Origin of the sequence: Marinobacter sp. MBR-99 (assembly GCF_040547575.1) — a bacterium.
Taxonomy (GTDB): Bacteria; Pseudomonadota; Gammaproteobacteria; order Pseudomonadales; family Oleiphilaceae; genus Marinobacter.
The window spans coordinates 118,208-142,052 of record NZ_JBEPPY010000012.1; the positions used below are offsets into that span (position 1 = coordinate 118,208).

The 23,845-nt window shown below is 53.8% G+C and carries 22 protein-coding genes and 1 pseudogene; 16 read left to right on the forward strand and 7 right to left on the reverse strand.

Going from position 1 to position 23,845, the window contains the following annotated elements; all coding sequences use genetic code 11:
* Positions 1 to 235: 235 nt before the first annotated feature.
* Positions 236 to 1,354: an organic solvent ABC transporter permease gene (locus tag ABIE59_RS12175; protein ID WP_354447222.1), complete on the forward strand. Its 1,119-nt coding sequence runs from the start codon at positions 236 to 238 to the stop codon at positions 1,352 to 1,354.
* Here the strand turns inward: ABIE59_RS12175 and ABIE59_RS12180 are convergent.
* From ABIE59_RS12180 to ABIE59_RS12190, 3 genes are all read right to left on the reverse strand, one after another.
* Positions 1,344 to 2,651 carry a cyclic di-GMP phosphodiesterase gene (locus ABIE59_RS12180; protein ID WP_354447224.1) on the reverse strand — a complete coding sequence of 436 codons (1,308 nt, stop codon included), beginning with the start codon at positions 2,649 to 2,651 and terminating at the stop codon, positions 1,344 to 1,346. The two genes, ABIE59_RS12175 and ABIE59_RS12180, sit on opposite strands and share 11 nt — an antisense overlap.
* A gap of 177 nt (positions 2,652 to 2,828) precedes the next feature.
* Positions 2,829 to 3,425 (reverse strand): hypothetical protein, encoded by a 597-nt coding sequence (locus tag ABIE59_RS12185; protein ID WP_354447226.1) that lies wholly within the window; start codon positions 3,423 to 3,425, stop codon positions 2,829 to 2,831.
* A 73-nt stretch (positions 3,426 to 3,498) separates the two neighbouring features.
* A complete protein-coding gene (locus tag ABIE59_RS12190; protein ID WP_354447228.1) occupies positions 3,499 to 3,777 on the reverse strand; it encodes a PilZ domain-containing protein in 279 nt (92 codons plus the stop codon).
* Between the two features lie 180 nt (positions 3,778 to 3,957).
* Here ABIE59_RS12190 and ABIE59_RS12195 point away from each other — a divergent pair, with 180 nt between their 5' ends.
* On the forward strand, positions 3,958 to 4,971 hold the full coding sequence (locus ABIE59_RS12195) for a Fe(3+) ABC transporter substrate-binding protein (protein ID WP_354447230.1): 1,014 nt from the start codon (positions 3,958 to 3,960) through the stop codon (positions 4,969 to 4,971).
* Positions 4,972 to 5,159: 188 nt separating this feature from the next.
* A complete protein-coding gene (locus ABIE59_RS12200) occupies positions 5,160 to 6,848 on the forward strand; it encodes an ABC transporter permease (protein ID WP_354447232.1) in 1,689 nt (562 codons plus the stop codon).
* Between the two features lie 86 nt (positions 6,849 to 6,934).
* Here the strand turns inward: ABIE59_RS12200 and ABIE59_RS12205 are convergent, their stop codons facing one another.
* On the reverse strand, positions 6,935 to 8,602 hold the full coding sequence (locus tag ABIE59_RS12205; RefSeq protein ID WP_354447234.1) for an AMP-binding protein: 1,668 nt from the start codon (positions 8,600 to 8,602) through the stop codon (positions 6,935 to 6,937).
* A gap of 252 nt (positions 8,603 to 8,854) precedes the next feature.
* On the opposite strand from ABIE59_RS12205, the gene ABIE59_RS12210 reads away from it, so the two are divergent.
* The 3 genes from ABIE59_RS12210 to ABIE59_RS12220 all read left to right on the forward strand — a co-directional run bounded on the left by ABIE59_RS12210 (position 8,855) and on the right by ABIE59_RS12220 (position 11,602).
* Positions 8,855 to 9,829 carry an ABC transporter substrate-binding protein gene (locus ABIE59_RS12210; RefSeq protein ID WP_354447236.1) on the forward strand — a complete coding sequence of 325 codons (975 nt, stop codon included), beginning with the start codon at positions 8,855 to 8,857 and terminating at the stop codon, positions 9,827 to 9,829.
* A 66-nt stretch (positions 9,830 to 9,895) separates the two neighbouring features.
* Positions 9,896 to 10,798 carry an ABC transporter permease gene (locus tag ABIE59_RS12215; protein WP_354447238.1) on the forward strand — a complete coding sequence of 301 codons (903 nt, stop codon included), beginning with the start codon at positions 9,896 to 9,898 and terminating at the stop codon, positions 10,796 to 10,798.
* 9 nt (positions 10,799 to 10,807) lie between these two features.
* Entirely contained in the window at positions 10,808 to 11,602 is a 795-nt protein-coding gene (locus ABIE59_RS12220) for an ABC transporter ATP-binding protein (RefSeq protein WP_354447240.1), read from the forward strand.
* Between the two features lie 70 nt (positions 11,603 to 11,672).
* On the opposite strand, the gene ABIE59_RS12225 is transcribed toward ABIE59_RS12220, so the two are convergent.
* Positions 11,673 to 12,479 carry a DUF6160 family protein gene (locus ABIE59_RS12225; RefSeq protein ID WP_354447242.1) on the reverse strand — a complete coding sequence of 269 codons (807 nt, stop codon included), beginning with the start codon at positions 12,477 to 12,479 and terminating at the stop codon, positions 11,673 to 11,675.
* Positions 12,480 to 13,052: 573 nt separating this feature from the next.
* Here ABIE59_RS12225 and ABIE59_RS12230 point away from each other — a divergent pair.
* The 9 genes and pseudogenes from ABIE59_RS12230 to ABIE59_RS12270 all read left to right on the forward strand — a co-directional run bounded on the left by ABIE59_RS12230 (position 13,053) and on the right by ABIE59_RS12270 (position 21,536).
* Entirely contained in the window at positions 13,053 to 15,191 is a 2,139-nt protein-coding gene (locus tag ABIE59_RS12230; RefSeq protein WP_354447244.1) for an adenosylcobalamin-dependent ribonucleoside-diphosphate reductase, read from the forward strand.
* A 30-nt stretch (positions 15,192 to 15,221) separates the two neighbouring features.
* A complete protein-coding gene (locus tag ABIE59_RS12235) occupies positions 15,222 to 15,920 on the forward strand; it encodes a TSCPD domain-containing protein (protein WP_072677139.1) in 699 nt (232 codons plus the stop codon).
* Between the two features lie 290 nt (positions 15,921 to 16,210).
* Positions 16,211 to 16,522, forward strand: coding sequence for a hypothetical protein (locus ABIE59_RS12240; protein WP_354447246.1), 312 nt, complete (start codon positions 16,211 to 16,213; stop codon positions 16,520 to 16,522).
* Between the two features lie 112 nt (positions 16,523 to 16,634).
* Positions 16,635 to 17,336 carry a DUF8453 domain-containing protein gene (locus tag ABIE59_RS12245; RefSeq protein ID WP_354447248.1) on the forward strand — a complete coding sequence of 234 codons (702 nt, stop codon included), beginning with the start codon at positions 16,635 to 16,637 and terminating at the stop codon, positions 17,334 to 17,336.
* A 171-nt stretch (positions 17,337 to 17,507) separates the two neighbouring features.
* Positions 17,508 to 18,578, forward strand: a pseudogene (locus ABIE59_RS12250) (transposase).
* Between the two features lie 204 nt (positions 18,579 to 18,782).
* Positions 18,783 to 19,157 (forward strand): hypothetical protein, encoded by a 375-nt coding sequence (locus ABIE59_RS12255; RefSeq protein WP_354447250.1) that lies wholly within the window; start codon positions 18,783 to 18,785, stop codon positions 19,155 to 19,157.
* 76 nt (positions 19,158 to 19,233) lie between these two features.
* On the forward strand, positions 19,234 to 19,632 hold the full coding sequence (locus ABIE59_RS12260; RefSeq protein ID WP_354447252.1) for a hypothetical protein: 399 nt from the start codon (positions 19,234 to 19,236) through the stop codon (positions 19,630 to 19,632).
* Between the two features lie 134 nt (positions 19,633 to 19,766).
* A complete protein-coding gene (locus ABIE59_RS12265) occupies positions 19,767 to 20,819 on the forward strand; it encodes a hypothetical protein (protein ID WP_354447254.1) in 1,053 nt (350 codons plus the stop codon).
* A gap of 141 nt (positions 20,820 to 20,960) precedes the next feature.
* Positions 20,961 to 21,536: a DUF6151 family protein gene (locus ABIE59_RS12270; RefSeq protein ID WP_354447256.1), complete on the forward strand. Its 576-nt coding sequence runs from the start codon at positions 20,961 to 20,963 to the stop codon at positions 21,534 to 21,536.
* Positions 21,537 to 21,580: 44 nt separating this feature from the next.
* On the opposite strand, the gene ABIE59_RS12275 is transcribed toward ABIE59_RS12270, so the two are convergent.
* A complete protein-coding gene (locus ABIE59_RS12275; protein WP_354447258.1) occupies positions 21,581 to 21,880 on the reverse strand; it encodes a hypothetical protein in 300 nt (99 codons plus the stop codon).
* Positions 21,880 to 23,091: a type VI secretion system PAAR protein gene (locus ABIE59_RS12280; protein WP_354447260.1), complete on the reverse strand. Its 1,212-nt coding sequence runs from the start codon at positions 23,089 to 23,091 to the stop codon at positions 21,880 to 21,882. The genes ABIE59_RS12275 and ABIE59_RS12280 overlap by 1 nt, the downstream gene beginning before the upstream one ends.
* A gap of 189 nt (positions 23,092 to 23,280) precedes the next feature.
* Here ABIE59_RS12280 and ABIE59_RS12285 point away from each other — a divergent pair, with 189 nt between their 5' ends.
* Positions 23,281 to 23,760 carry a GNAT family N-acetyltransferase gene (locus ABIE59_RS12285; RefSeq protein WP_354447262.1) on the forward strand — a complete coding sequence of 160 codons (480 nt, stop codon included), beginning with the start codon at positions 23,281 to 23,283 and terminating at the stop codon, positions 23,758 to 23,760.
* The last annotated feature ends 85 nt before the right edge of the window (positions 23,761 to 23,845 follow it).

The following is a 23,845-nucleotide window of genomic DNA, read 5'->3' on the forward strand; positions in this document are numbered from 1 at the left end:
GAGAGGAACATGTGCCGAAACCGGCAAATAGATAGAGAGCTATGTGATTGTGGCGATCTGACAAAAATCAAGGGGTGAGCACCACCAGGCAAACCAACGGCAAACGCAGAAACTGCGACAGGTTTCCCGATATACCTCTTCAGCCCTCCCTATAATGCCGTTACAACAACTTACAAAAGCCTGACACCCGGCACCGGATGCGCCAGGCCAACGCGAAGGGATTGTACGACACACTATGACATTCGTTCACTTCACCCGCCTGCTCTTACTCTTATCCGCCGCATTTGTCCTGGCGGGCTGCCTGGACGGCGGCGGCAGCTCCGGTTCAGACAACACCAGCACCGGGCGCGTGCACTTTCTGGGGGTTAGTGGTCTGGGTTACCAAACCGCCAGCCAGACCGGCACAACCGATGATCAGGGCCGGTTCAGCTACTATCCTGGCGAAACCCTGTCGTTCAACGTTGGCAATCTGCCCATTGTCTCTGACGTTCCGGCACGGGAATACGTTACCTTTCTCGAATTTCTGCCAGAGACCCGGAGCGCCCTCAACATGCCCGGCGTAAATGACGAGGAACTTCGGGACCACACTATCAGCGAACAACAGCAGCTCAACAACATCACCCTGCTGAATATGACGCGATTCCTGATGGCACTGAACTGGACAGAGAACGTGCCGGAAGGCTCAGGCATTGATATCCGCACCAGAGTGATTGGTCAGCTTAACGCGGCACTAAGCAATCCTGATCTACCGAATACCTTAGACTTCAACGTCAATCAGGCGGAGTTCACCGCCGAAGATTCACCCGCCAACCAGCTACTGGCGCAAATCTGCTTCTACCCGGAAGACGACGAGCTTTGCTCCACTCCACCCACAGACGACGACATCAACAACGCGCCGCCACGGCCGGAGAACGACGACGACATTGATCCGGATACCGACTACCGGGAAGATCTGGAAAACCTCCGCAACCGAATACTCCAGGCCGTGCGCACTCTGGAAGATGTAGACAACGAACGGGCCAGAACCTACCTTCGCCGGGAGCTGAATGCCATCACCCGGGAAATCGGGCGCCGCTACTACCTGGACGACCACAAAGCCAACCACCCCGCCAGCGACACCGGAATCAAGACCGTCGCCATCCGCAAGATAGGAGGAGAGCCTGAGCTGGCTGAGTTGGAGGCAATCAGCAAACGGGAACAAGACGTGGTGGTCCACGCCTGGAGCTGGCAAGATGCAAACGTAGACTATTTTGTGGCCGGGCCCAGCGGCGGAGAATCGGAGCTGCTGATCAACTTCAGACCAGCCAACACCTACCGTTGGGTACGCAAACAGTTGCGGGTTGTTATCGATTGATCAGACTGTTGAGCGACCACCGGGCTTCGGCACCGGTAACATCGTAAAGGGCCGGGTCCAGGCCCTCCGTTCCATGAGGCAAGCAGTCCCGCACCGTAATCGCTTCCGAGGCCGGCCGGGATTGGTTGAATTTAGCCAAGTCAATAATCCTGGCGGTTTTCAGGGGCTGGCAATCCGGCCCCTGCATTACCATCACTCGAGGCCACAACCGACGCTCCGGTGAATGTGAAACCACAATCCCCCGCTGCCCGTCAGACAGCTCCACCAGTGAACCGGTGGGGTAAATTCCGATGGCCTGGATAAAGGCCTCAATCAGGTCTTCCTGAAACTCAATGTTGCGCATGTCGTACAGCTGAGAAACTGCCTTGGCGGGGGTCAAAGGCTGCTGGTTGTCTCGGGGCGCCGTTATCGACTCGAAAAACTCAGCGATACCTGCCACCTTTGCCAGCAGTGGAATACGATCGCCGCGGATCCCCTGCGGAAAACCGGAACCATTGTGCCGCTCCCGGTGCCCCTGAACCACACTCATCACCGCACGTGACAAGCCGGCGTGCTCAAGCAGCTTCACGCCCCGGGTTACGTAACTGCGGTACTCCGCGTATTCCTCCGGCCCTAGCTGATGCTCGCGCGCCAGCAGCTCTTTGGACAACTCGGTCTTACCCACCTGTGACAGCAGGCAACCGGTACCAAGGTGGTGCAAAAGGCCTTCATTCAGCCCGAGCTGACGGCCACACACCAGAGCCCAAACCGCAGTATTAATGGCATGGCGATAAATGTAATCATCATACTGGCGGGTGCGACTGAGCCACAGCAACGCATCCGGCTGACGGGCGACGCTCGCCACCATCTTACGAGCTACCTCGGCAGCAGGTCGAAGATCCGGCATCTGACCAGATTCAGCTGATGCAAACGTTTCTTTCAAGGCGTTTTCCGTATCAGCCAGCAAACGGCGGGATGCCTTCACTTCTTTCTTCAGGGTGGTGGCAGTCTGGTAGATAACCGGCTCACGGATACTCAACGGCGCCAGTTGCAGCTGCGTCCTGCCATTGGTGCGGCTGGAAGGAGCCTTGCGAAAGGGTACACCAGCTTCTTTGGTCTGCTCAGCAGATTGGCGGGTCTCGGCCACATCCACCTTTACCCACTTACAGTGAGAAACCAGCGCCCGGATGTCGCTCTGGGAACGGATGTAGAAGCCCTGAATGGGGAACGGTGTCTGATGCCACGGCCGATCCAGATCAGACACGAACATGCCGACCTCCAGATCATGAACCGCGATCTTCTTCTGCTGGACTCCCACCGCACACCTCAGAAAACTGGATTAATGGATACAAACCAGTTTGCCACTCTGACGAAAAGACACCATTACAGTTTGGTATCCAAATGCCATAGAAAGGAAACACGGGGTAACTCAAGTTATCAAACCGCAACAGAATGTAGCATCGTGAACGCCATCACAGGCGGAGTGCCACACTCGTCAGTCTTCTTTGCACTCGCTTTCATTGAAAGACGGCAGGCGGGCGCTGAGCGTGCCCCTGGGAACTTTTCTGGCGTGAACGATGTAGGCAACCGGTGACGGACGCAGGTAATCCAGATTTACCTCCTCGTCGCCATACCTGACTACGGCGTGCTGCGGCCGACAGCTCACCAGCAGGCCGAAACTCGACCCAATATCGGCAACACTCTGCAGGGTTGCTCCCTGCTCAACCTCTAAACACACCTCCTTGCCGGTAACAGGCTGTCCCGTTACTGCGAGAAGGTCTTTCCCGGGCTCACCGCAGGCCCTGACCCCCTCGGCGCAAGCGCCACTATCGCGATGGCTTGGGTCAGTAATACGCCAAACGCGTTCGCTGCACTGGGTTTCCAGCCGGATAGGCGTCGCCTTATTGCTGGCCAGCCACCAGCCGGGATACTCAGCACTTTGCCAGGAAACCCTCACCTGGCGGGTTTCGCCTGCGGAGGTCTCAGCCGGAAACATTGCATAATGGGTGTAATAGCTGGCACAGCCATTCAACACAAGCAACGAAGACAACACCACAAGCACCCCGGTGCGCCCTGTAAAAGCAGAAGTCATCAGTAAAGCCATCCTTTCAATACTCAGACTGTAAGGCTCTTATTATCAGGATTCAGCCGGGACAATCCACGGACTATTCATCACTCTGATCAAACTGCAACCCGAAACCGTCATTGGTCTGCCGCACCACCACCATGTCGAGTATCGGAGCCGGTACCGGCAAGCCCTGCACCTGCACTGTCACCTTGTCGCCCAACTGCGGAGCAAAGGGCTCGTCATTCAGAACGATAAACACGCCCCCGTCCGAGATATCCCGCGTTGAAAACACGAACTCACCAAACTGTTCGTGTACCACCTTGACCTTAGCACTCAAAGCAGTGCGGCTGTGCACTCTGCGATCGTTGTCCACCATACCCCGGAAACCCTGTTTTTGGCCTGTTTTTTATAGTGTTATCAAGCATAACACCATTTTTACACAAATATCCCTACCGAGTTATTGACTCAAACGCTGATAGCAATGAGAATGGTTGTCGTTTTTAACTGCCTGTAAGTTCTTCTCTCAGGTGAGCCAGAAAAAAGGAAGGAAAACACCATGCGAATGAAATTAGCCGCCGCTGTCGCCATCGCCCTGACCGCCACACCCATGGCCGCCACCGCTGATGGCGAAGTCAACATCTATTCCTACCGCCAGGCTTATCTGCTTGAGCCCCTGCTTAACGCCTTCACTGATGAAACCGGCATCAAGACCAACGTTGTCTTTGCAAAGCAGGGCCTGGCAGAGCGTCTGGAGCGTGAAGGCCGTAACAGCCCGGCAGACGTGGTGATGACGGTCGACATCTCCCGTATCAACGAGCTGGTTGAAAAGAACCTGGTGTCTGAGGTCGATAGCGACACCATGAACAGGAACATCCCGGAAAACCTTCGCCACGAAGACGGCAAGTGGTTCGCCCTGACTACCCGCGGCCGCCTGATCTTCGCCTCCAAAGACCGTGTCGAAGAAGGTGAAATCAGCACCTATGAGGAGCTGGCTGACGAAAAATGGAAAGGCCGTATCTGCACCCGCAGCGGCAAACATCCGTACAATGTTGCACTGATCTCGTCGATGATTGCCCATCACGGTGAGCAGCAAACCGAAGAATGGTTGCGCGGCGTCAAGAATAACCTCGCCCGCAAGCCCCAGGGTGGCGATCGTGATCAGATCAGGGCCATCGCCGAAGGCGTTTGCGACCTGTCCATAGGCAACAGCTACTACTATGGCAACATGCTTGCGGATGACAACCAAAGGGAGATCGCACAGCAGGTCAACCTGGTATTCCCGAACGCCAACGACCGTGGCACCCACGTAAACATCAGCGGCATCTCCCTGACTCAGAGTGCGCCAAACAAAGACAACGCCATCAAACTGATGGAGTTCCTGTCCTCACCGAACGCCCAGCGCATCTACGCCGAGGCCAACGCTGAGTACCCAGCGAATCCGGAGGTAAAACCGACAGGCATGGTCGCCGAGTGGGGTGAAATGAACCCGGACCGCTTGTCTTTGCAGGAAATCGCCAACAACCGCAACGCAGCCGTTCGCCTGGTAGATCGAGTCGACTTCGACGGCTAAGCAGGCCCTCTGGTCAGCACCAACGGCAGGCGCTAACCAGAAACGCACCAGGAAAGGGTACCGACAGCACGTCGGTGCCCTTTTGTCTTGTTTTATCAGAGGCAGAAATGACGCCCGTCATTGCAGTGAGCCTCCTCAGTATCTAAAATCGCAATTCTTCTCATCACCACTTTCATAACGGGACAAGCATGACCGAGGTCGTTTCCAGTGCCAATCCGGGGCTTTCGCAACCACTTCTGGCCAAACGCACCTCAAAACGCTGGATGATCAGCGCCCTGATCACAACCGCCATTGTTGCCTTACCCGTTTTCTCGGTGCTTTACCTGGCCCTGTTCCCTGACGAGAACATCTGGCCACACCTGATGGAAACCACCCTGCCCCGTTACCTGACAACCACCATCAAGCTGATGATTGGTGTGGGCTTGCTCACGTTAATCATCGGCTTGTCCACCGCCTGGGCGGTCACCATGTGCGAATTCCCGGGGCGAAAATTCTTCGAATGGGCCCTGCTACTGCCCTTTGCTGTGCCGGCCTACGTGATTGCCTACGTATACACCAGTCTGCTCGACTACGCCGGACCAGTGCAGAAAAGCCTACGGGAATGGTTTGGCTGGCAGAGTGCTGCAGACTACTGGTTCCCGGAAATTCGTAGCCTGGAGGGTGCCGTCCTGATGATCGGCCTGGTGCTTTACCCCTATGTGTACCTGTTGGGCCGTGCCGCCTTCATGGAGCAATCACCGTCACTGTTTGCCGTCAGCCGCAGCCTTGGCCATTCCGCCATCAGCACGTTTTTCCGCGTGGTGTTGCCCATCGCCCGCCCCGCCATCGCGGTGGGCCTGTCGCTGGTGCTGATGGAAACGCTAAACGACTTCGGCACCGTCGACTTTTTTGCCGTACAAACCCTCACCCTGGGTCTGTTTGATACCTGGATGAACCTGGGCAACCTCGGCGGGGCCGCCCAGATTGCAACCACCATGCTTATGTTTGTGGTCATACTGGTTACGCTGGAACGCTACTCCCGCCGGCGCCAGCAACAATTCGCTGCCCGCGATAACCGCGACCCCATCCACCGCTTCACCATGTCGTTTCCACGGCAAATGATCTGCTTGGCAGTGTGCGCCGTCCCACTGTTATTCGGTTTCATCATTCCCGGCGCCACGCTTGGCTACTACGCCTGGGAATACTTTGGTGAAAGCTGGAACCCGAGTTTCATTCGCAATACCTTCAACAGCTTGTTCCTGTCCGGCACTGCCGCCCTCACAACCCTGCTGATTGGCGTCACCCTGGCCTATAGCCGCCGCCTGCACAATACCCGGGGCATGCAGGTGCTAATGCGCCTCTCCAGCCTGGGCTACGCCATGCCTGGCGCCGTGCTTGCGGTTGGAGTCATCATTCCCCTGGCCGGCTTCGACAACTGGCTGGACGGCTTGATGCGGGAATACTTTGGCTTCAGCACCGGTTTATTGTTGAGCGGTACCGCCTTTGCTCTGGTGTTTGCCTACACCGTTCGGTTCCTGGCGGTTTCAGCCGGCAGTGTGGAAAGTGCCCTTCAGAAAATCACTCCCAGCATGGACATGGCCTCGCGCTCGCTTGGCCATACCCCAGGCAAAACTCTGGTACGGGTTCACCTGCCAATGCTCAGGGGCACACTGCTAACCGCAGCTTTGGTGGTGTTCGTGGATTGCATGAAAGAGTTACCGGCCACACTCATCCTGCGCCCCTTCAACTTCGATACCCTGGCCACCTACGTATATCAGTTCGCCTCCGACGAAATGCTATATCAAAGCGCCCTGCCCTCGCTGATCATCGTACTGGCGGGCATCATCCCCATTATTCTGATGAGCCGATCTATATCCAATTCCAGAGCAATCACCTGATACGTGCGAGGCTATAACGGCCACCGAAACAACAAGGCCCGGCAAATTGCCGGACCTTGTTGTTTACCGGGTAATGCGCACCGCGTTTACTGCCAGATTACTGGCTGCTTCTTCGCATACCAGCTATCCACTTTCTCCTGGTAGGCGTCTTCAACCACGTTACGCTTGAGCTTCAGCGTTGGGGTCAGGAAGCTGTTCTCAATCGACCACTCATCGCTGACCACGGTAATGAACGCCAACTGCTCATGGGGATCAACGGTCTTGTTCACATCCTTGATCAGCTGAGTGAAGCTCTCTTCAATTTCTTTCCGGAAGCTCTCATCGGCCATCTTCGGGCGAATCTCCTCACCCAGCAGTACCAGAGCATGGGGCTGGGTCTGGTTGGCACCAGACACACACACCATCTCGATGGCGTCGTGCGACATCAGGCGGTTCTCAATGGGCGCAGGGGCAATGTACTTGCCTTTGCTAGTCTTGAAGATCTCCTTGATGCGGCCGGTCAGCTTCAGGCGACCCATTTCGTCTATCTCGCCCTTGTCGCCAGTCTTCAGGAAGCCATCTTCCGTAAAGGTTTCCTTGGTTTTCTCTTCGTCCTTGTAGTAACCCATCATGGTGGCCGGGCTCTTGACCAGCACTTCGCCCTGCTCGCTGATCTTCACCTCAACACCCGGCAGCGCCTCGCCCACGTATCCGGTGCGGGTACGGCCCGGCTTGTTCATGTGCGAGTAGGCAAAGTTCTCAGACATGCCGTAGCCTTCCAGCAGCTCCAGGCCCAGGTTGCGGTACCAGTCCAGCACATCGTTGGACAGCGGCGCGGAGCCGGAGCCAGCCAGCTTGACCTTGTCCAGGCCAAGACCTTTGAGGACTTTCTTCTTGATCAGTTTGTTGACCAGCGGAATCTTCAGCAACCGTTCCAGCTTCTGCTTGGGCACCTTCTGCAGCACACCGTGCTGGAACTTCACCCACAGGCGCGGCACAGACAGGAACAACGTAGGCTGCGCCCGCTGCAGATCCTGAACAAAGGTATCCAGAGACTCGGCAAAGTACAGATGGAAGCCGGCATACAGCGAACCCAGCTCTACGAACGTCCTTTCGAATACATGGGCCAGCGGCAGGTAAGACAACATGCGCTCCTCGGGGCCCACACCCAGAGTCTCAATGCCCCCGGCAGCGGCGAATGCCATGTTTTCGAAACTGAGCATTACGCCCTTGGGCCGTCCGGTACTGCCGGAGGTATACACGATGGTTGCCAGCTCTTCGGGCTCGCGGTGCACCTTACCTTCCAGCGGCGGGTACTTGGCCACAATGTCGTCCCAGGTTTCGAAATCGTTGGGCGGGCTCAGAGGGTAGGAAATGCAACGCACGGAATCCGGAACACCCGGCTTCATACTGTCCCAGTCGTCAAGCTTGCCCACAAACAGAACCTCGCATTCAGCATGGTTCAGAATGTAGTTGACGGTATCCGCATTCAGGGTCGGGTACAGGGGTACGGAAATATGGCCAGCCAACCAGATCGCCCAGTCGGTCATGATCCATTGCGCGCAGTTCTTCGAAATAAGGCCAATGCGGCTCTTTTCCGGCAGGTTAAGGGACTTCAGGTAGGATGCCATCCTGCGGGCTTCATCAATTGCCCGGCCCCAGGTGTATTCCACCACCTTGCCGTTGCCAATCGGCTGAGTCATGTAAGGGGAATCAGCTTTAGTGGCTTCCCAGTGGTACAGCATGTCGAGGGGAAGTTTGTTTGTTGTGTCCATGGACCTTCCTAGTTTGTCTTTATAGTTTGGGGATAGCGTATTATTAGACTTTAGTAGCCTATTTCAACACACCCCTGCACGTCAAAACGTGACCGAACCAAAATATCTGCATTTCAGACAAATGCGCAATAGCAACTGATAAAGTATCGCCTATCCCTACCCCGAAACCTATATCCCTGTGGTAAACTTGCGCACTTTCATTTTTCCGCCCCGGCCAAAGGGGAAATCAGTCACTGACTCGGAGATGGGCATATGGCCAAGAAGTCCCTGCGCACCCTGATCGGCGCTTCGCTGCTGGCAGCAGCAAGCCTGGTTCAGGCTGAAGAAACCCGTGTAGTTGCCATCACGCAAATTGTTGAGCATCCCGCTCTGGATGCCGCTCACGAAGGCATCAAAGATGAACTGGCCGAGCGCGGCTACCGCGTGGGTGAAAATCTTCGCCTGATGCACGAAAGCGCCCAGGGCAACTCAGCGATTGCCTCCCAGATTGCACGTAAGTTCGTGGGTGAAAGCCCGGACGTGATCGTTGCCATCGCGACCCCCTCTGCCCAGACCGTCGCTGCCGCTGCCCGCAACATACCGGTTGTGTTCTCCGCGGTGACTGACCCGGTGGCCGCCAAACTGGTGCAGAGCCTTGACGCACCGGGGGCGAACATCACCGGTGTGAGCGACATGCTTCCGATTGAGAAGCACCTGGACATGCTTCAGCGCATCATGCCGGACGCCAAGCGTATCGGCACTGTCTACAACCCGGGTGAAGCGAATGCTGCCGCCCTGATTGAACTTTTAGAGGAGCGCCTGGCCGCCCGCGACATGCAACTGGTTAAAGGCGCAGCCACCAAGACATCCGAAGTGCTGGGCGCAGCCCGCTCACTGGTCGGCAAGGTAGACGCCATATACCTGACCACCGACAACACCGTGATCAGTGCCGCCGAAGCGGTCATTTCCGTTGGCGAACGCTCCAAGATCCCGGTATTCGCGGCAGACACTGCCACTGTTGAGCGTGGCGCCGTTGCCGCTCTCGGTTTCAACTACTACAACCACGGCCGCCAGACCGGCGCCATGGTTGTGCGCATTCTGGAAGGTGCCAGCACCGCCGACATGCCCGTTGAAACCATGGAAGAGCTGGACCTGTACGTAAACCCGGCCGCCGGTGAGCGCATGGGTATTACCCTGTCCGAAGACCTCATCCAGGACGCAAAAGAAGTCGTCAAAAGCGACAAGTAACGCCTGACCAACACGGGCGGACCCCAAAAGGGCCCGCCCGTTTTCTTTCACGGTGATTAACTACCCATGCTCAGTGAAATTGCATTCTACGGTGCTCTTGAAACCGGCCTTATCTACGGTCTGGTTGCCTTTGGTATTTACCTCTCTTTCCGTGTTCTCGACTTCCCCGACCTGACAGTGGACGGCAGCTTTCCCCTGGGTGCTGCTGTAGCCGCCGTACTGATCCTGGAAGGCTGGAACCCCTGGGTCGCCACCGGCTTTGCTGCGTTGGCAGGCATGGCTGCAGGTGCCGTAACGGCCATCCTGAACGTCAAACTCAACATCCTGAATCTGCTGGCCTCCATCCTGACCATGATCGCGCTTTACTCGGTAAACCTGCGCATCATGGGCCGACCGAATATCGCTCTGTTAACAGAAGAAACGGTGCTTACGCCCTGGTATTCCCTCGGCCTGGAGTTCCATCAGGTACCGGTGATTCTGTTCCTGATAGTCGTGGCGGTCTCCCTGGTGCTGCTGTGGCGCTTCATGAAATCGGAAACCGGCCTGGCGATGCGGGCTACAGGGTCCAACGCCCGCATGGCGCGGGCACAGGGCATCGCCACCGGGGGCATGATTATCCTCGGTGTTGCCCTGTCTAACGGCCTGGTGGGCCTGGCCGGCGCCCTGTTCGCCCAGAGCCAGGGGGCAGCCGATGTCACCATGGGTGTGGGCGTGATTGTTATTGGCCTGGCCTCCCTCATTGGTGGTGAGGCGGTACTCACGCCATCTACCGTTATGCGTGCCCTGCTGGCCTGCGTGATTGGGGCCATCATCTACCGCCTGGCCATAGCCTTCGCACTGAATGCAGACGTACTTGGTCTTCAGGCTCAGGATCTGAACCTGATTACCGCGGTTCTGGTTACCCTGGCGATTGTTCTGCCCGGCGTGCGAACCAATCTCGCCAACCGCTTCACCCGCAAAAAAGCCTGAGGAGGCACTATGATCAGCGCGACCGATCTGCGGCTCACCTTTGGCAAGGGGACGCCACTGGAAAACCCCGCACTGCGGGGCATGAGCCTGACCGTCAACCAGGGCGAGTTTGTAACTGTTATCGGCAGTAATGGTGCTGGCAAGTCCACCTTCCTGAACGCCCTCTCGGGCGAGGTGATGGTGGACAGTGGCCAGATTATTGTCGACAACCAGGACGTTACCCGCCTGCCCACCCACAAACGGGCCTCGCGAGTGGCACGGGTGTTCCAGGACCCCCTGGCCGGCACCTGTGAGAACCTGTCCATCGAGGAAAACCTGGCCCTGGCCATCAAGCGTGGCCAGCGCCGTGGCCTGACTACCGCGGTCAAAAGCAAGTACCTTCCGCAGTTCCGGGATAGCCTGGCTACTCTGAAGCTGGGCCTGGAAAACCGCCTGGGCGACAAGATGGGCCTGCTCTCCGGTGGTCAGCGACAAGCCGTCAGCCTTCTGATGGCCAGCCTCACGCCCTCCAGCATCCTGTTGCTGGACGAGCACACCGCCGCCCTGGACCCAAAAACCGCCAACTTTGTTCTGGAACTCACGCAAAAAATCATTGAAGAACAGAAGCTGACCGCCCTGATGGTCACCCACAGCATGAAGCAAGCGCTGGAAGTCGGCAGCCGCACAGTCATGCTGCACCAGGGCCAGGTGGTGTTCGACATTGCGGGTAAAGACCGGGAAGGCCTGGAAGTGAAAGACCTGCTCGGCCTGTTCGAGAAACAACGCGGGCTGGAAGTGGACGACGACAGCTTGTTACTGGACTGAGCTTACTTCCGCTAGAACCAAAACGGGGCCACAAAGGCCCCGTTTTGGTTTTCGGGCAACGCTCAAGTCATCAATGGCCGTAGATGCGCATCGAGGTATTGGTAATCGCCAGGTCGTCCAGCATAACCGACCCAATCGATGTGCCACCAATCAACACACCACCAATGCTCAGATCTGCCCGGAAGCTGTCCATCTCAATGGCCAGAACCTCCGTGCCAGCGGCATTGGTGCCCTTGAAGATATCCAGATCTACATTGGCGAACAGCCGCAAGGGCTGTGGTGCCTGCAGATCATAGTCCGCCCCGGTGAGCCGGAGATCCCGGATACCCATGGCCAGGAACGGAATGTCAAAGTCCATGTCATCAATGGCGATATCCGTTAACAGCCTCAGGGTATCCGTGGCGGTATCCACCCGGATGGTGCCAGAGCCAATCAGCATGTCCAACTGGAAATTATCCATAATGGTGGTGCTGCCATCGGTGCCGGTCAGATTCCAGGCACCTGTCGTCATACGGAAATCAACCGCATTAAAGCTCAGGGGCAGAAGGTTGATAATCGCATCGCCATCGCTGGCAATATCAATATTGACGCGGATATTATCCAGGCGATCACTCGCCTGCCCAACCAGGTTCACACCCATTTCAGAGAACATGTCCGTGCGGTTGGCACCGCCGATGAAGATATCGTTGATTTCCAGCGACCCTTCATCGGTATAGATAAACCGATCAATATTTAGCCGGGTTTCCAGCTCAATGGTAACACCCGCTTGCCCGGTAATGTTCCCCATCGAGACTTCATCCAACGGCTGGAACGCCATGGCCGCAGGGGCTGCCCCTGCAACGCACAGCGCTAGCATGGTAGGTTTCAGGCCTTTCATTGTTCTTTTCCTTTTATAGTAGTTATCACTTCCTGTGGGCCACTGCGGTGTTACGACGCCACCCTTATACTCTACCGACACGTCGCATCCCGATACGTGCAGACATCACAAAAACTTGCATACCACATCAATTTTGCCTGCACGCTTTTTAACCACAACATCTAGTGATTCCTCCAAAACCGCGCTGAACGCCCACACGGCAGGGATTCTGAGCGTTTCAAGTCTTCTTTCATTGATTTTCTTTGCACTCAAAGCTCATTCAATAGTTGCTCTCTTATTCACAGACCACTATATCCTGTTATACTTCACTCACAATACGCCCATATATAGGGCAAATAACAACCACGTAGCCCGCCGCGCGGGCGCCAAGAATACCAGCAACAACAGTTCTGAAAGCAAGATAAAGGCAATCCACCGGCTCTGAACAGGCGGCACCTTCCGCCAGGCAAATACCACATCTAGTGTTTTTGACCAAAAACAGGCCGGCCGTAAGAACGCAACACCATTAAAAAAGGGGCATGGCGCCGGGGACGGCACCATCAAAACGAGACATACTGGAAACCGAGGGTGGCAATGAACGCTAAGGCACAGGCAGTGATCACAACGATTCCCATGCAGGAAGCGTCGCTTGATATCTGGCACAGCAAGTACCAGCTGAAGACCAAAACAGGCGAGGCGGTCGACAAAGACATCAACGCAACTTACGAGCGCGTTGCCAAGGCCTTGTCGGAAGTGGAGAACAAGAATGTACGCAACAAGTACATGAAGGAGTTTCTCTGGGCCCTGCAGAACGGTGCCATTCCGGCTGGCCGGATCACCTCCAACGCCGGTGCGGAAGCCCACAAGCCTGCCACCTCCACAATCAATTGCACGGTATCCGGCAGTATCCAGGATTCCATGAACGACATCCTGGAGAAAAACCACGAAGCGGGCCTTACCCTCAAGGCCGGTTGTGGTATCGGTTATGAGTTCTCTACCCTGCGCCCCCGCGGTGCCTACGTTGCTGGTGCCGGCGCCACCACCTCTGGCCCGCTGTCGTTCATGGATATCTTCGACCGCATGTGCTTCACCGTGTCTTCTGCCGGTGGCCGCCGCGGTGCCCAGATGGCCACTTTCGATGTACACCACCCCGACGTCATCGAGTTTATCCAGGCCAAGCGTGAAGACGGCCGCCTGCGCCAGTTCAACCTGTCTCTGCTGATCACCGAAGACTTCATCGAAGCCGTACGCAACGGCGACGACTGGCACCTCTCCTTCCCTGTCACCAAGAAGGAAGTGGAAGACGAAGGCCTGGACCTGAACAACGCCGAGCAGTTCCTGTACCGCGATTTCCCGGTTCAGGACGGCTACGTGGTAAACGAAGAAGGCAAGGTGGCCTGCCGCATCTACAAGACGGTGAAAGCCCAGTTCATCTGGGACACCATCATGACCAGCACCTACGACTACGCCGAGCCGGGCTTCATCCTGATCGACAAAGTCAACCAGATGAACAACAACTGGTTCTGCGAAGACATCCGCGCCACCAACCCCTGTGGCGAGCAGCCCCTGCCCCCTTACGGCAGCTGCCTGCTGGGCTCCGTGAACCTGACCAAGTTCGTGGACTACCCGTTCACCGACAAAGCGAGCTTCAACTACGAGAAGTACCGCAAGGTAGTGGGCATCTTCACCCGCATGCTGGACAACGTGGTAGAAATCAACGGCCTGCCGCTGGCCGAGCAGCGCCACGAAATCACCTACAAGCGCCGCCACGGCATGGGCATCCTGGGCCTGGGTTCTACCCTCGCCATGCTGCGCATGCCTTACGGCTCTGACGATTCCGTGCAGTTCACCGAAGACGTGGTACGGGAAATGGCCGTGGAAGGCTGGCGCCAGTCTCTGGCCCTGGCTGAAGAGAAAGGCCCGGCCCCGATCATGGAAGACGAGTTTGAAATCACCCCCAAGATGATGAACAAGTGCCCGGACCTGGCCAAAGACGGCTACAAAGTGGGCGACATCCTCAAAGGCAAGCTGCTGCACGCCAAGTACAGCCGCTACATGCAGCAGATTGGCCACGTAGAGCCGGAACTGGTGAAAAAGCTGGCCGAGAAAGGCGGCCGCTTTACCCACCACACCTCCATCGCGCCCACCGGCACCATCAGTCTGTCGCTGGCCAACAATGCCAGTAACGGCATTGAGCCAAGCTTCTCTCACCACTACGCCCGGAACATCATCCGTGAAGGCCGTAAAACCAAAGAGAAAGTGGACGTGTTCAGCTTCGAACTGCTGGCCTACCGCCACCTGGTTAACCCCGGTGCCATGCCCTTCTCCGATGACGAAGACAAAAAGCTGCCCAGTTACTTCACCACCTCTGATGACGTAACCCCCACGCAGCACGTAGACATTCAGGCAGCGGCACAGAAATGGGTAGATTCCTCCATTTCCAAAACCGCCAATGTTCCTACGGACTTCGCATACCAGGACTTCAAAGGCATTTACCTGTACGCCTACGACAAGGGCCTGAAAGGCTGCACCACCTTCCGCTTCAACCCGGAAGCCTTCCAGGGCGTACTGGTTAAAGAGAAAGACCTTGAAAACACCCTGTACGAATTCACCCTGGACGATGGCAGCAAAGTGACCATCAAGGGCAACGAACAGGTAGAGTACGACGGCGAAACCCACACCGCCGCCAACCTGTTTGATGCGCTTAAAGAAGGCACTTACGGTAAATATTGATCCCGGGAACCGACAGACAGGACAACGAACATGACAGTGAAAATCAGCAACAAGATTGTCGGCTACCGAGTCAAGAAAGCCGACACGGAAACCCCTAACGAGCACCAGGCACCGGTGATGGCTGAAACCAAGCCGGTGGAGATGAACGAAAACATCGAACGGCCGGATTTCTTGCTGGGCACCACCTACAAGATCAAACCGCCGGTGGCCGAGCACGCGATGTACATTACCATCAATGACATCCTGCTGAACGAAGACACCGACCACGAAAGCCGGCAGCCGTACGAAGTGTTCATCAACTCCAAATCCATGGAACACTTCCAGTGGGTTATCGCCCTCACCCGCGTAATCTCTGCGGTATTCCGCAAAGGTGGCGACGTAACCTTCCTGGTGGAAGAGCTGCGCAGCGTGTACGACCCCAACGGCGGCTACTTCAAGAAAGGTGGCGTGTTTATGCCATCACTGGTTGCCGAAATCGGCGCCGTGATCGAGAAGCACCTGAAGGCCATTGGCTTGCTGGAAAGCGACGAGCTGAGCGAAACCACCAAGCGCATTCTCGCCGAGAAACGCGCCGAGTTCGAAGCCAGCCAGAACAAAGCCACCAACGACGACAGCGGCAGCGACTACCCCGCCAACGCCACCATGTGCGGCAAATGCAGCACCAAAGCGGTGATTGTGATGGACGGCTGCGCCACCTGCCTGTCTTGCGGCGACAGCAAGTGCGGTTGAGGTGATTGACCGCTGAGTGATGAAAAGGCCTGGTTGCGGAAGCTGCCGGGCCTTTTTGTTGGGGGAAATTTTGTGGTGCGTCGTTATTGGTGAGAATGCAGCTGCGTTGATATTACTAAGTTGGATCTGGCTTGTTTCTTTTTTGGGTTTGTAGTTACATGATCTTTCGTATTTTTTGGCATCGGTGGTGAGTGTGTTTGTATTATCGATGCGGGATAATGAAGCGATCAGATGATCGCAATAGTGAACTGCTATCTAATGCGCTGTTATGCTCAGGGAGTTATTTAAGAATGGACGCAAAAACATCGATACTGGCGATTCTTGATTCTACAGTCCAAGGAGCGCTATGGGCGGTGCTCTGTTTTGCGATAATCCAGAATTTCAAGCTGGAAGAGATTTGGTACTTAATCTGTGCTCTCGTATTGGCGGTCGAGCTCGGCCTTCTGGCACTCCATCAAAAATATACTTTCCCTGGCATTATTTCGTATCTCGGTTATGAGCCCAATGAAAGGCTCGATGCAATGAAAAAATTCAACATTGGCGATCACGCCATTAATGTTGCGGTCATGTTCGTGATTGTGTATGCCAGTCTCAAAGCATAACAAGGTGCATCAATACGCGGCCGATGGCCGCCGGACGCCCTTTCATTGCGGCTGCGCCTCCATTACAAGTGCGCATTTGTGAGCTGGCGTTGTGAGGACATGAGGAGTTCTAGTGGCAGATGTGATTTCCTTTCTTAATCAGAATTCCGGTGCGCTTACTGTATTGTTTACTGCAGTGGTCACCCTGGCGACTGTTGTGTATGCGGCGCTTACAGCAGTTTTAGTAATTGAGACTCGAAAACTTCGACTAGTGCAAACAGAGCCAAGAATTGAAATTACCGTCGACTCACTAGATTTTTCTGTACATATAGTTCGGCTCTGCATTCGGAATATTGGCGAGGCTCCTGCCAAAAACGTCACCTTTGAGCCTTTACTCCTTGAAGGCGGTGAGGTCGGTCAGAGTCTAATGTCAGAGTTTCTGACGCCAAACTTCTTCCATACAGGGCTTCGTTATTTCGGTCCCCGGCAGTTTCGATATTCAGGCTACACTCAGACAAATGTAGATTTTGAAGCAAAAGCTGGTTCTGTCATCTGCTTTAAGATTGCGTACGAGAGCGTCACAGGGAAAAAGTATACAGACGAAGTTGTCGTTGATATGGCAGAGATTAGAGGTCGCTATCAGCTCGGGAAACCCAACCTATATTCGATTGCCCAGAGCATGGAAAAGATTCAGGGAGATCTACACCATGTCGTGACTGGGTTTAAGCGAATCAAGGTGGATAACTATGACACGAAAGATCGTGAAGAAGAGGCGCGTGATAAAAAAGAGTGGATGCGCGAGGCTGCGGAGAAACTCAAGCCTCACAACAAGTAAGTGAAGCGGATGGACTTCACCCACTTCAGTGGACACGCATCGATAACTCTGTGGACTTACCCCGGTGCAGTGGACACTCCTAGCCTATGATTGAAGCGTTGAGGCTGTAGAAAAACCCCGAAATCCGCCGGTGTTTTGATAGGATCAGGCAAACGGACAAGGAGTGGTCAGATGCCCCGCTTCAAGCATTACAACTACGACCAGGACACTATGGTCGTCATCAACTACCAAGAACAGCTACAGCCCGGCACCTTTGAACACGCGGTGCACTATTTGATCGAGCACAAGCTGGACCTGTCGGTGTTTCACGCCAAGTATCGCAACGAAGACACCGGCCGCCTGGCCTATGATCCGGCCATCCTCCTGAAGATCATTCTTTTCGCCTATTCGAAAGGCATCACCTCCAGCCGCGAGATGCAGTGGTGCTGCGAGACCAACATCATCTTCAAGGCGCTGTCCTGCGATACCGTTCCGCATTTCACCACCTTGGCCAAGTTCGTCAGCAGCCACGCGGATGAGATCGAAGAGCTGTTCGAGCAGGTACTTTTGGTGTGCCACGAGCAGGGCCTATTGGGTAACGAACTCTTCGCCATCGACGGCTGCAAGATGTCGTCGAATGCAGCGAAGGAATGGTCCGGCACCTTCAAATAGCTGGAAGAGAAACGTGCCAAGTTGCGACGGCTGGTTCGCCATCACCTCAAAGCCCATTACGAGCGGGACGAGGCAGATACCGAAGCCGAACTGGACCGCGACATCCGCCGAGCGAAGACCATTCTGTCGTTGGATGAGGCTGCTCAGGGCTACAATGGGGTCGCCACGGTGGATAAGAAACACCAGATCATCATCGATGCCCAGGCCTTTGGCGAGGGCCAGGAACACCACACCCTGCAACCGGTGTTGGAAGCCGTCGAAGCCCGTTTCAAGAAACTGGGTATCGCTGACAACATCTACCAGTCTGGTGCAATTGTCACTGCCGACCGACAAGTGTCGTTCACCATTGAGAATAAGCACCTGCCGAACTACACGGACTGGATGAAGCACCGCGTCGGCAGCCCACAGGGCAAAGAGATATACAGCCACCGAATGTCGGTGGTGGAGCCGGTGTTCGGCAACATCGGTACGAACAAGCGGCTGAATCGCTTCAGCTTGCAAGGCAAGAAGAAGGTGCAAGGCCAATGGCAGCTATACTGCCTCGTACACAATATAGAGAAGTTGGCGAATTACGGGCGGTTAGCAGCGTGATGCCGGGATCAGACGGTTACAAATGTGTCTTCTGGATGCCAGCTATGCCGGCACTGACACGGTAACAAGACCTAAACTTATGACTGAACATCGGAACGATGATAATCGGCTTACTGATGGCCGCTACGAAAATTTTAGGAACCCAGTGCTGGGGACCGCTCGGAATCGGTTTTTTCTATAGCCTCGTTAAATGGAGCAATAATAGTGAAACGTCCACCAGTTGTGATTTTTTCGATGTTACTATTCGGCCTTCTCGCAATATTGGGGGTAGTGTCTGCAGTGAAATTGTTGCCTCTGGGCATCGGCGAGTTTGTTGCTGGCTCCACCATTCCAATATTTTTCGCCGTTTGCTTCTTTGGTGTTTTATTAAGAAAGGGGTGGGTAAGGATCTTTGGGGCTGCCACTATCTCACTTAATGCTCTCATTACGGCTTTTGTAGCAGGCTATTTTTCGAGCGAGATCACTCTGCATACCACAATGGTAGTTGCAGCAATAGTTCTGCTTGAACTCTTGTGGGCATGCTGGCTTGGTATGGGAAAAGCGTCGAAAGATTACTTTCATGGCAGTGTAAATGTTTAACATAGTGTTTTACGTCGCCCCGTAATGTTGGTTCTCAAAAGGCGCGAATTTTTTAAAGTGAAAATGGGATGAAAGCATGAATCTTAAGTATTTTTTTATAGTTGGATTTGTATTCTTAATTTCATCGTGTGCAAGTCGTCCAGATTTGCAAGAGCTTACAGGTGAATGGAAAGTTTGGGCCACTGAAGACGAAAGATTTGTTGGGTTATATTGCTTCCAAAATGGCCAGTACACTATTAGCTTCGCTGGACATTCAATGACTCATGATGTCAATACATTTAAAAAATTATCCAGTAAAGAATATATATTTGAGTATGACGTTAAGGGCAGGATTATTGAGAAAAAAATAACGCTATCTGAAGGCAAAAAGAAATTAGTGGAAACTATTGTCTCTATAGACTCAAAAACCGTTGATCCAGACTCGCCGTATGCTGCCACGACTACGGGCGTATTTCTGAGTAAAAGTTGTGGATAACGAATGTCTCGAACAATCGTCAGGTTCTTCAAGGCTTTAACCCGGCCTAGCACGGCGACGACTTTTTCGTTGCGGCTTCGCCTCCACCACAAAGCCGCGCGTGTTGAGCGGCGTTAAAACTACATGGGTTAAATATGGCAAGTTTTCCGAAAATAGTTGACCGTGGAATTCATAGGTTGGTAACGAATACTCTTTCATTCGGGAAGTTGGTACCTTCCAACCATGATCTGGCATTTTATCGCAGGCCCAACGAAACTTATAAAGTAGTTGATTTACTGGAAAGAGAGTTGAGCCTCGACTTAGATGATGATCTGATAAAAAAGATAGATTCCATAGTTTCGAAGCCTATGATGTTAAGGTTTAGTTCTGATAGTAATTCAGCGGAAGATTTTTTTTGGGGAAATAAAGCTACTAACAACCTTGTCCTTAAAAAAGTTTTATCAGCATTGGCATTTGGAGAGCTTGAGTTCTGGGAGCGCGACTTGCCTCAAAACTCTCACGAGGAAAGGCTTACAGGGCATATTTTAAGTAAGATTTTCTCCTCAGTTCGCTTCTGTTCAGAATCCATTTCTGATTACTCAAAAGAAGTCTTCAAAAATGAACTACCTATAGAGGTTTCCTATCACGATTTGTCGAAAAACAACAGAGAAAAAGTAACTGGTAGTGATTTTGGAGTTATATTACACACAAATTTTCCCGATCAAGAAGAATCAGTAATGGGAGTGGCAATTCAAGCCAAGAAGCTAAAAGATAATTTATCATACCTGCCGATTGCTCAGGCAGATGCTCAACTAAAGTTCGCTGGGACTGACGGAGCTTATTGTTGTTTTTACGATGTGGCTGATACGGGAGAGCGTCTTCCTCCCGCTGTTTTACGGAGCGAACCAATTGTTGGCCAATGTGAAACAACTAAAAACGACTATAAAGTGCAAAGAGAAATGGTGTCATCCTCAGGGTTGCCTTTGTCTTTGTTTCTTATATGGGTTCTAGAGGGCAAGTGCCCTTCTAAAAAGTTTGACAATATTAGGCAAGCTGCCAACTTTATGGTTACCGGTGATGAAAGTGTTGAGAATTACCCAGGGCCGTCGAGAGTGCTCACTATTTCAATAGGAGGGATGAGCTTTCGGCAAGAGTTGGATGATCTTAAGAATCTTTTTACAACTCGTGAGACAGGAAGTCCAGACTAAACAATTTTAAAGAACACATTAACGGGACCGTGGACTTCCCCGTGCACCATCGTAAAAAGGGGCGAGTTTTTTTCTACAGCCTCGTTAGGCAAAGACATTCAGAGCCTGCCAACAACCTGCAACCCGAGGAAAATTTGCAACATGGAAATACAATGTAGATGTGGAAAATTCCGAGCCAAACTCAAAGCCTTCCCCAACAACACACCGGGGCGCTTGGTTTGTTATTGCGATGATTGCCAGTCTTATCTGCATCACCTCAAACGTGATGACCTACTTGACGCCAATGGTGGCACAGAGGTAATTCCCGCATATCCCGCTGACGTTAAAATTCTCAGCGGATTGGAGCACTTAAAATGCACGCGGTTGTCGCCTGACGGAATATTTCGCTTTTCCACTTCGTGCTGCAACACGCCCATTGTCAATACCCATCCCCAAGAGCCGTGGGCGGGTTTTCTGCGCTGCGTGTACACTACAGGAGTCGATAAAACGCTGGGGCCAGTTCGCAGTCGCATCATGGGTCGCTACGCAAAAGGAACACCGCCCGCTGGCACACCCGAAAAATTCAACCTGCGAGCTTTTGTAACCGTAATGCCGTTCATGCTTAAAGGTAAATTGCTCAAAAAATCCAAGCCATCTCCATTCTTTGCTGAGGATGGCGTAACCCCTATCGTCGTCCCTCATATACTGAGTAAAGCGGAACGGAAGGCATCACTCTAATAACGGCCCTCTCTATCAGCCTAGTTGTCCAGTTGAAAGCCCCTCTAATTCCCAATCATCGGCGCAGACCACCATACCGGCTGAACCAATATTATAGGCATCAGGGCCAAAGCGATGCCCCAAAACACCACAGCCTTTGCCCTCCCCCGCTGATAGTAATATGACGCAGCCCATAACAGTGCACTGACAACCAAAACAATCAGGTATAAAAATACTGCGTAAACCCCGACACCCTCCCCAGCCACAATGAACCGGCTGAAGATATAAAAGATCCACGCTTGCACGGTCGTAATCAGCAGTAACGCCGCCGGATACAGAGCTTTACGCAGCAACAATGCATTCATTACCGCACTCCCAACCGGTAGAGTTCCTCGGCAAGTTTGCGCCGTCGTTCATTTCCAGCTTCAGAGGGTTCAGCGTAATAGAAATGCCCCTCTGAATGCGGCATCTGGCTCGCAAGTAACGGCAATTCCATGAAAAGCTCGATTACGCTCATTCCGGCGTAAATTGGGTCTCCATGTTCATCGAGATCAATAACAACTACTTTGCGAATGTCCGTAATGTCTCTCAGCATTTCCAGGAACGCATGGCTAATCGGGCTGCCAATCAGGACAAGGTGATCAACAACCGTGCCTTGCCTCGCGTATTTGGCGGCAAGCTGCGCTGCCACCACTGAACCGTAGGAGTACCCTATCAAATTGAACTGACTAGTTGTCGGGTTTGAGGCAATGCGCAGCAACATGGGAAAGCGCGGGTCATAATCCCGGCCCAAAACTGACCCAACAGCTGCATCCATTGCAGTTCCGCCCGACCATTTATCTCGGTCTACATACATCGCACTGTCGATACCCGCTTCCCTCATTGCCTTGACCATCGGCCTGACATAGGCACCGTCCATACCTGCTCCGGGGAAGAAGTATGTACCTGAGATTTGCTCGCCCGGCTGAGTACAGCACTCGCCTTTCAGCGGCCCATAGTTCTGAGTACGATCATCTGTTGTTACTTCAGCATTAAGTTCTTCATTACCATCAGAGGTATCGCCAACGCCATCAGACCGTCTCGCCGCATTAAGCTGAGCAATGTCGCCCTGACCGGTCGCCTTCCCCATCGATTCAGTGTGGGATTCCGTATTCTGCTGCTCTATCACACCGCTGTTAGCATTTTTTTGGCTTGGCTCCATCGCAGTCGGAGAGATTGCCGCCCGTTTGCCCTGAGCTTTCAAAGGGGTTGGAGAGACGCCAGAAAACGGTGCTGGCGTATAGGTATCGCCGATCACAACACTACCACTGCCAATCGTAATCCCACCGCATGTAATGGCTCCACCCGTCACCGCAGCAGGAATTCCATTTATCAGCACTGTTGAAGACCCCGAGGCAATGGCCCGTGGGTGAGGAGAGTGTTTCGGTTTGGAGTGCGGAGCAAGTGGATCTCCAACCCTGGCCACGGGTTTTCCATCTACAATTACGTTCGGGGAACCCGCAATAACCGGGGTTGGCGGAAACCCCTGATGATCTGTTCCTTGATCACCTAGCAGTACAATTTTTTTGCCACTCATGCCACTCTCCTTGGCTAGCTATCCTGTTGTCCATCACTTGGTTGCCGTCCGGCAATAGATAGGTCTAGACAATAGAAGAATTTTATCGGGTTTTCGAGCATTAAGGGCTAGTTTCTCTCACTTATCACGTGCGGGTTGCCCCAATCGAGAACAAACGCCGGCCCCACGAGACTGCACAGGGAGAAATCAGTGCCATTGTTTGAAACAGAGAGATTGCTTGCAAGGAAGCTATCCCACCAAGACGTTCCGGTGCTCACCTCAATGCTCAGCGACCCGGAGGTTATGAAGTTTTCCGTTCGTGGAATTTGCGACGAAGAAGCTACCCGAAAGTTCGTTGATTGGTGCCTTGAGTGTTACGCTTCTCATGGAATCGGGCCATGGGGTTTGTATGAGAAAGAATCAGGCGAATTTATAGGCTTCTGTGGCGTTGGGCCGGAGTTGGTTGGCGAGGTTGAAGAACTCAATCTGGGTTATCGCCTGGCGCGCAGGTTCTGGCATCACGGGTATGCGACAGAAGCTGTCAAAGGTGTTCTCCAGTATGCTTTCCAGCAAAGACACTGTGCGTCAGTCATTGTTATTATCGAGCCGGAGCATACAGCCTCCGTTAGGGTGACGGAGAAGGTTGGGTTCGGAGACTACGCGCTTCTAGAGTTTCATAAGAGCCTGTAAATAAATCTGTGTAACTGCCCATCCCATTACAGGTGGCCGTCCAGGCGGTCACCGAACTCGATAATAAAGCGATTCAATGCCGGCT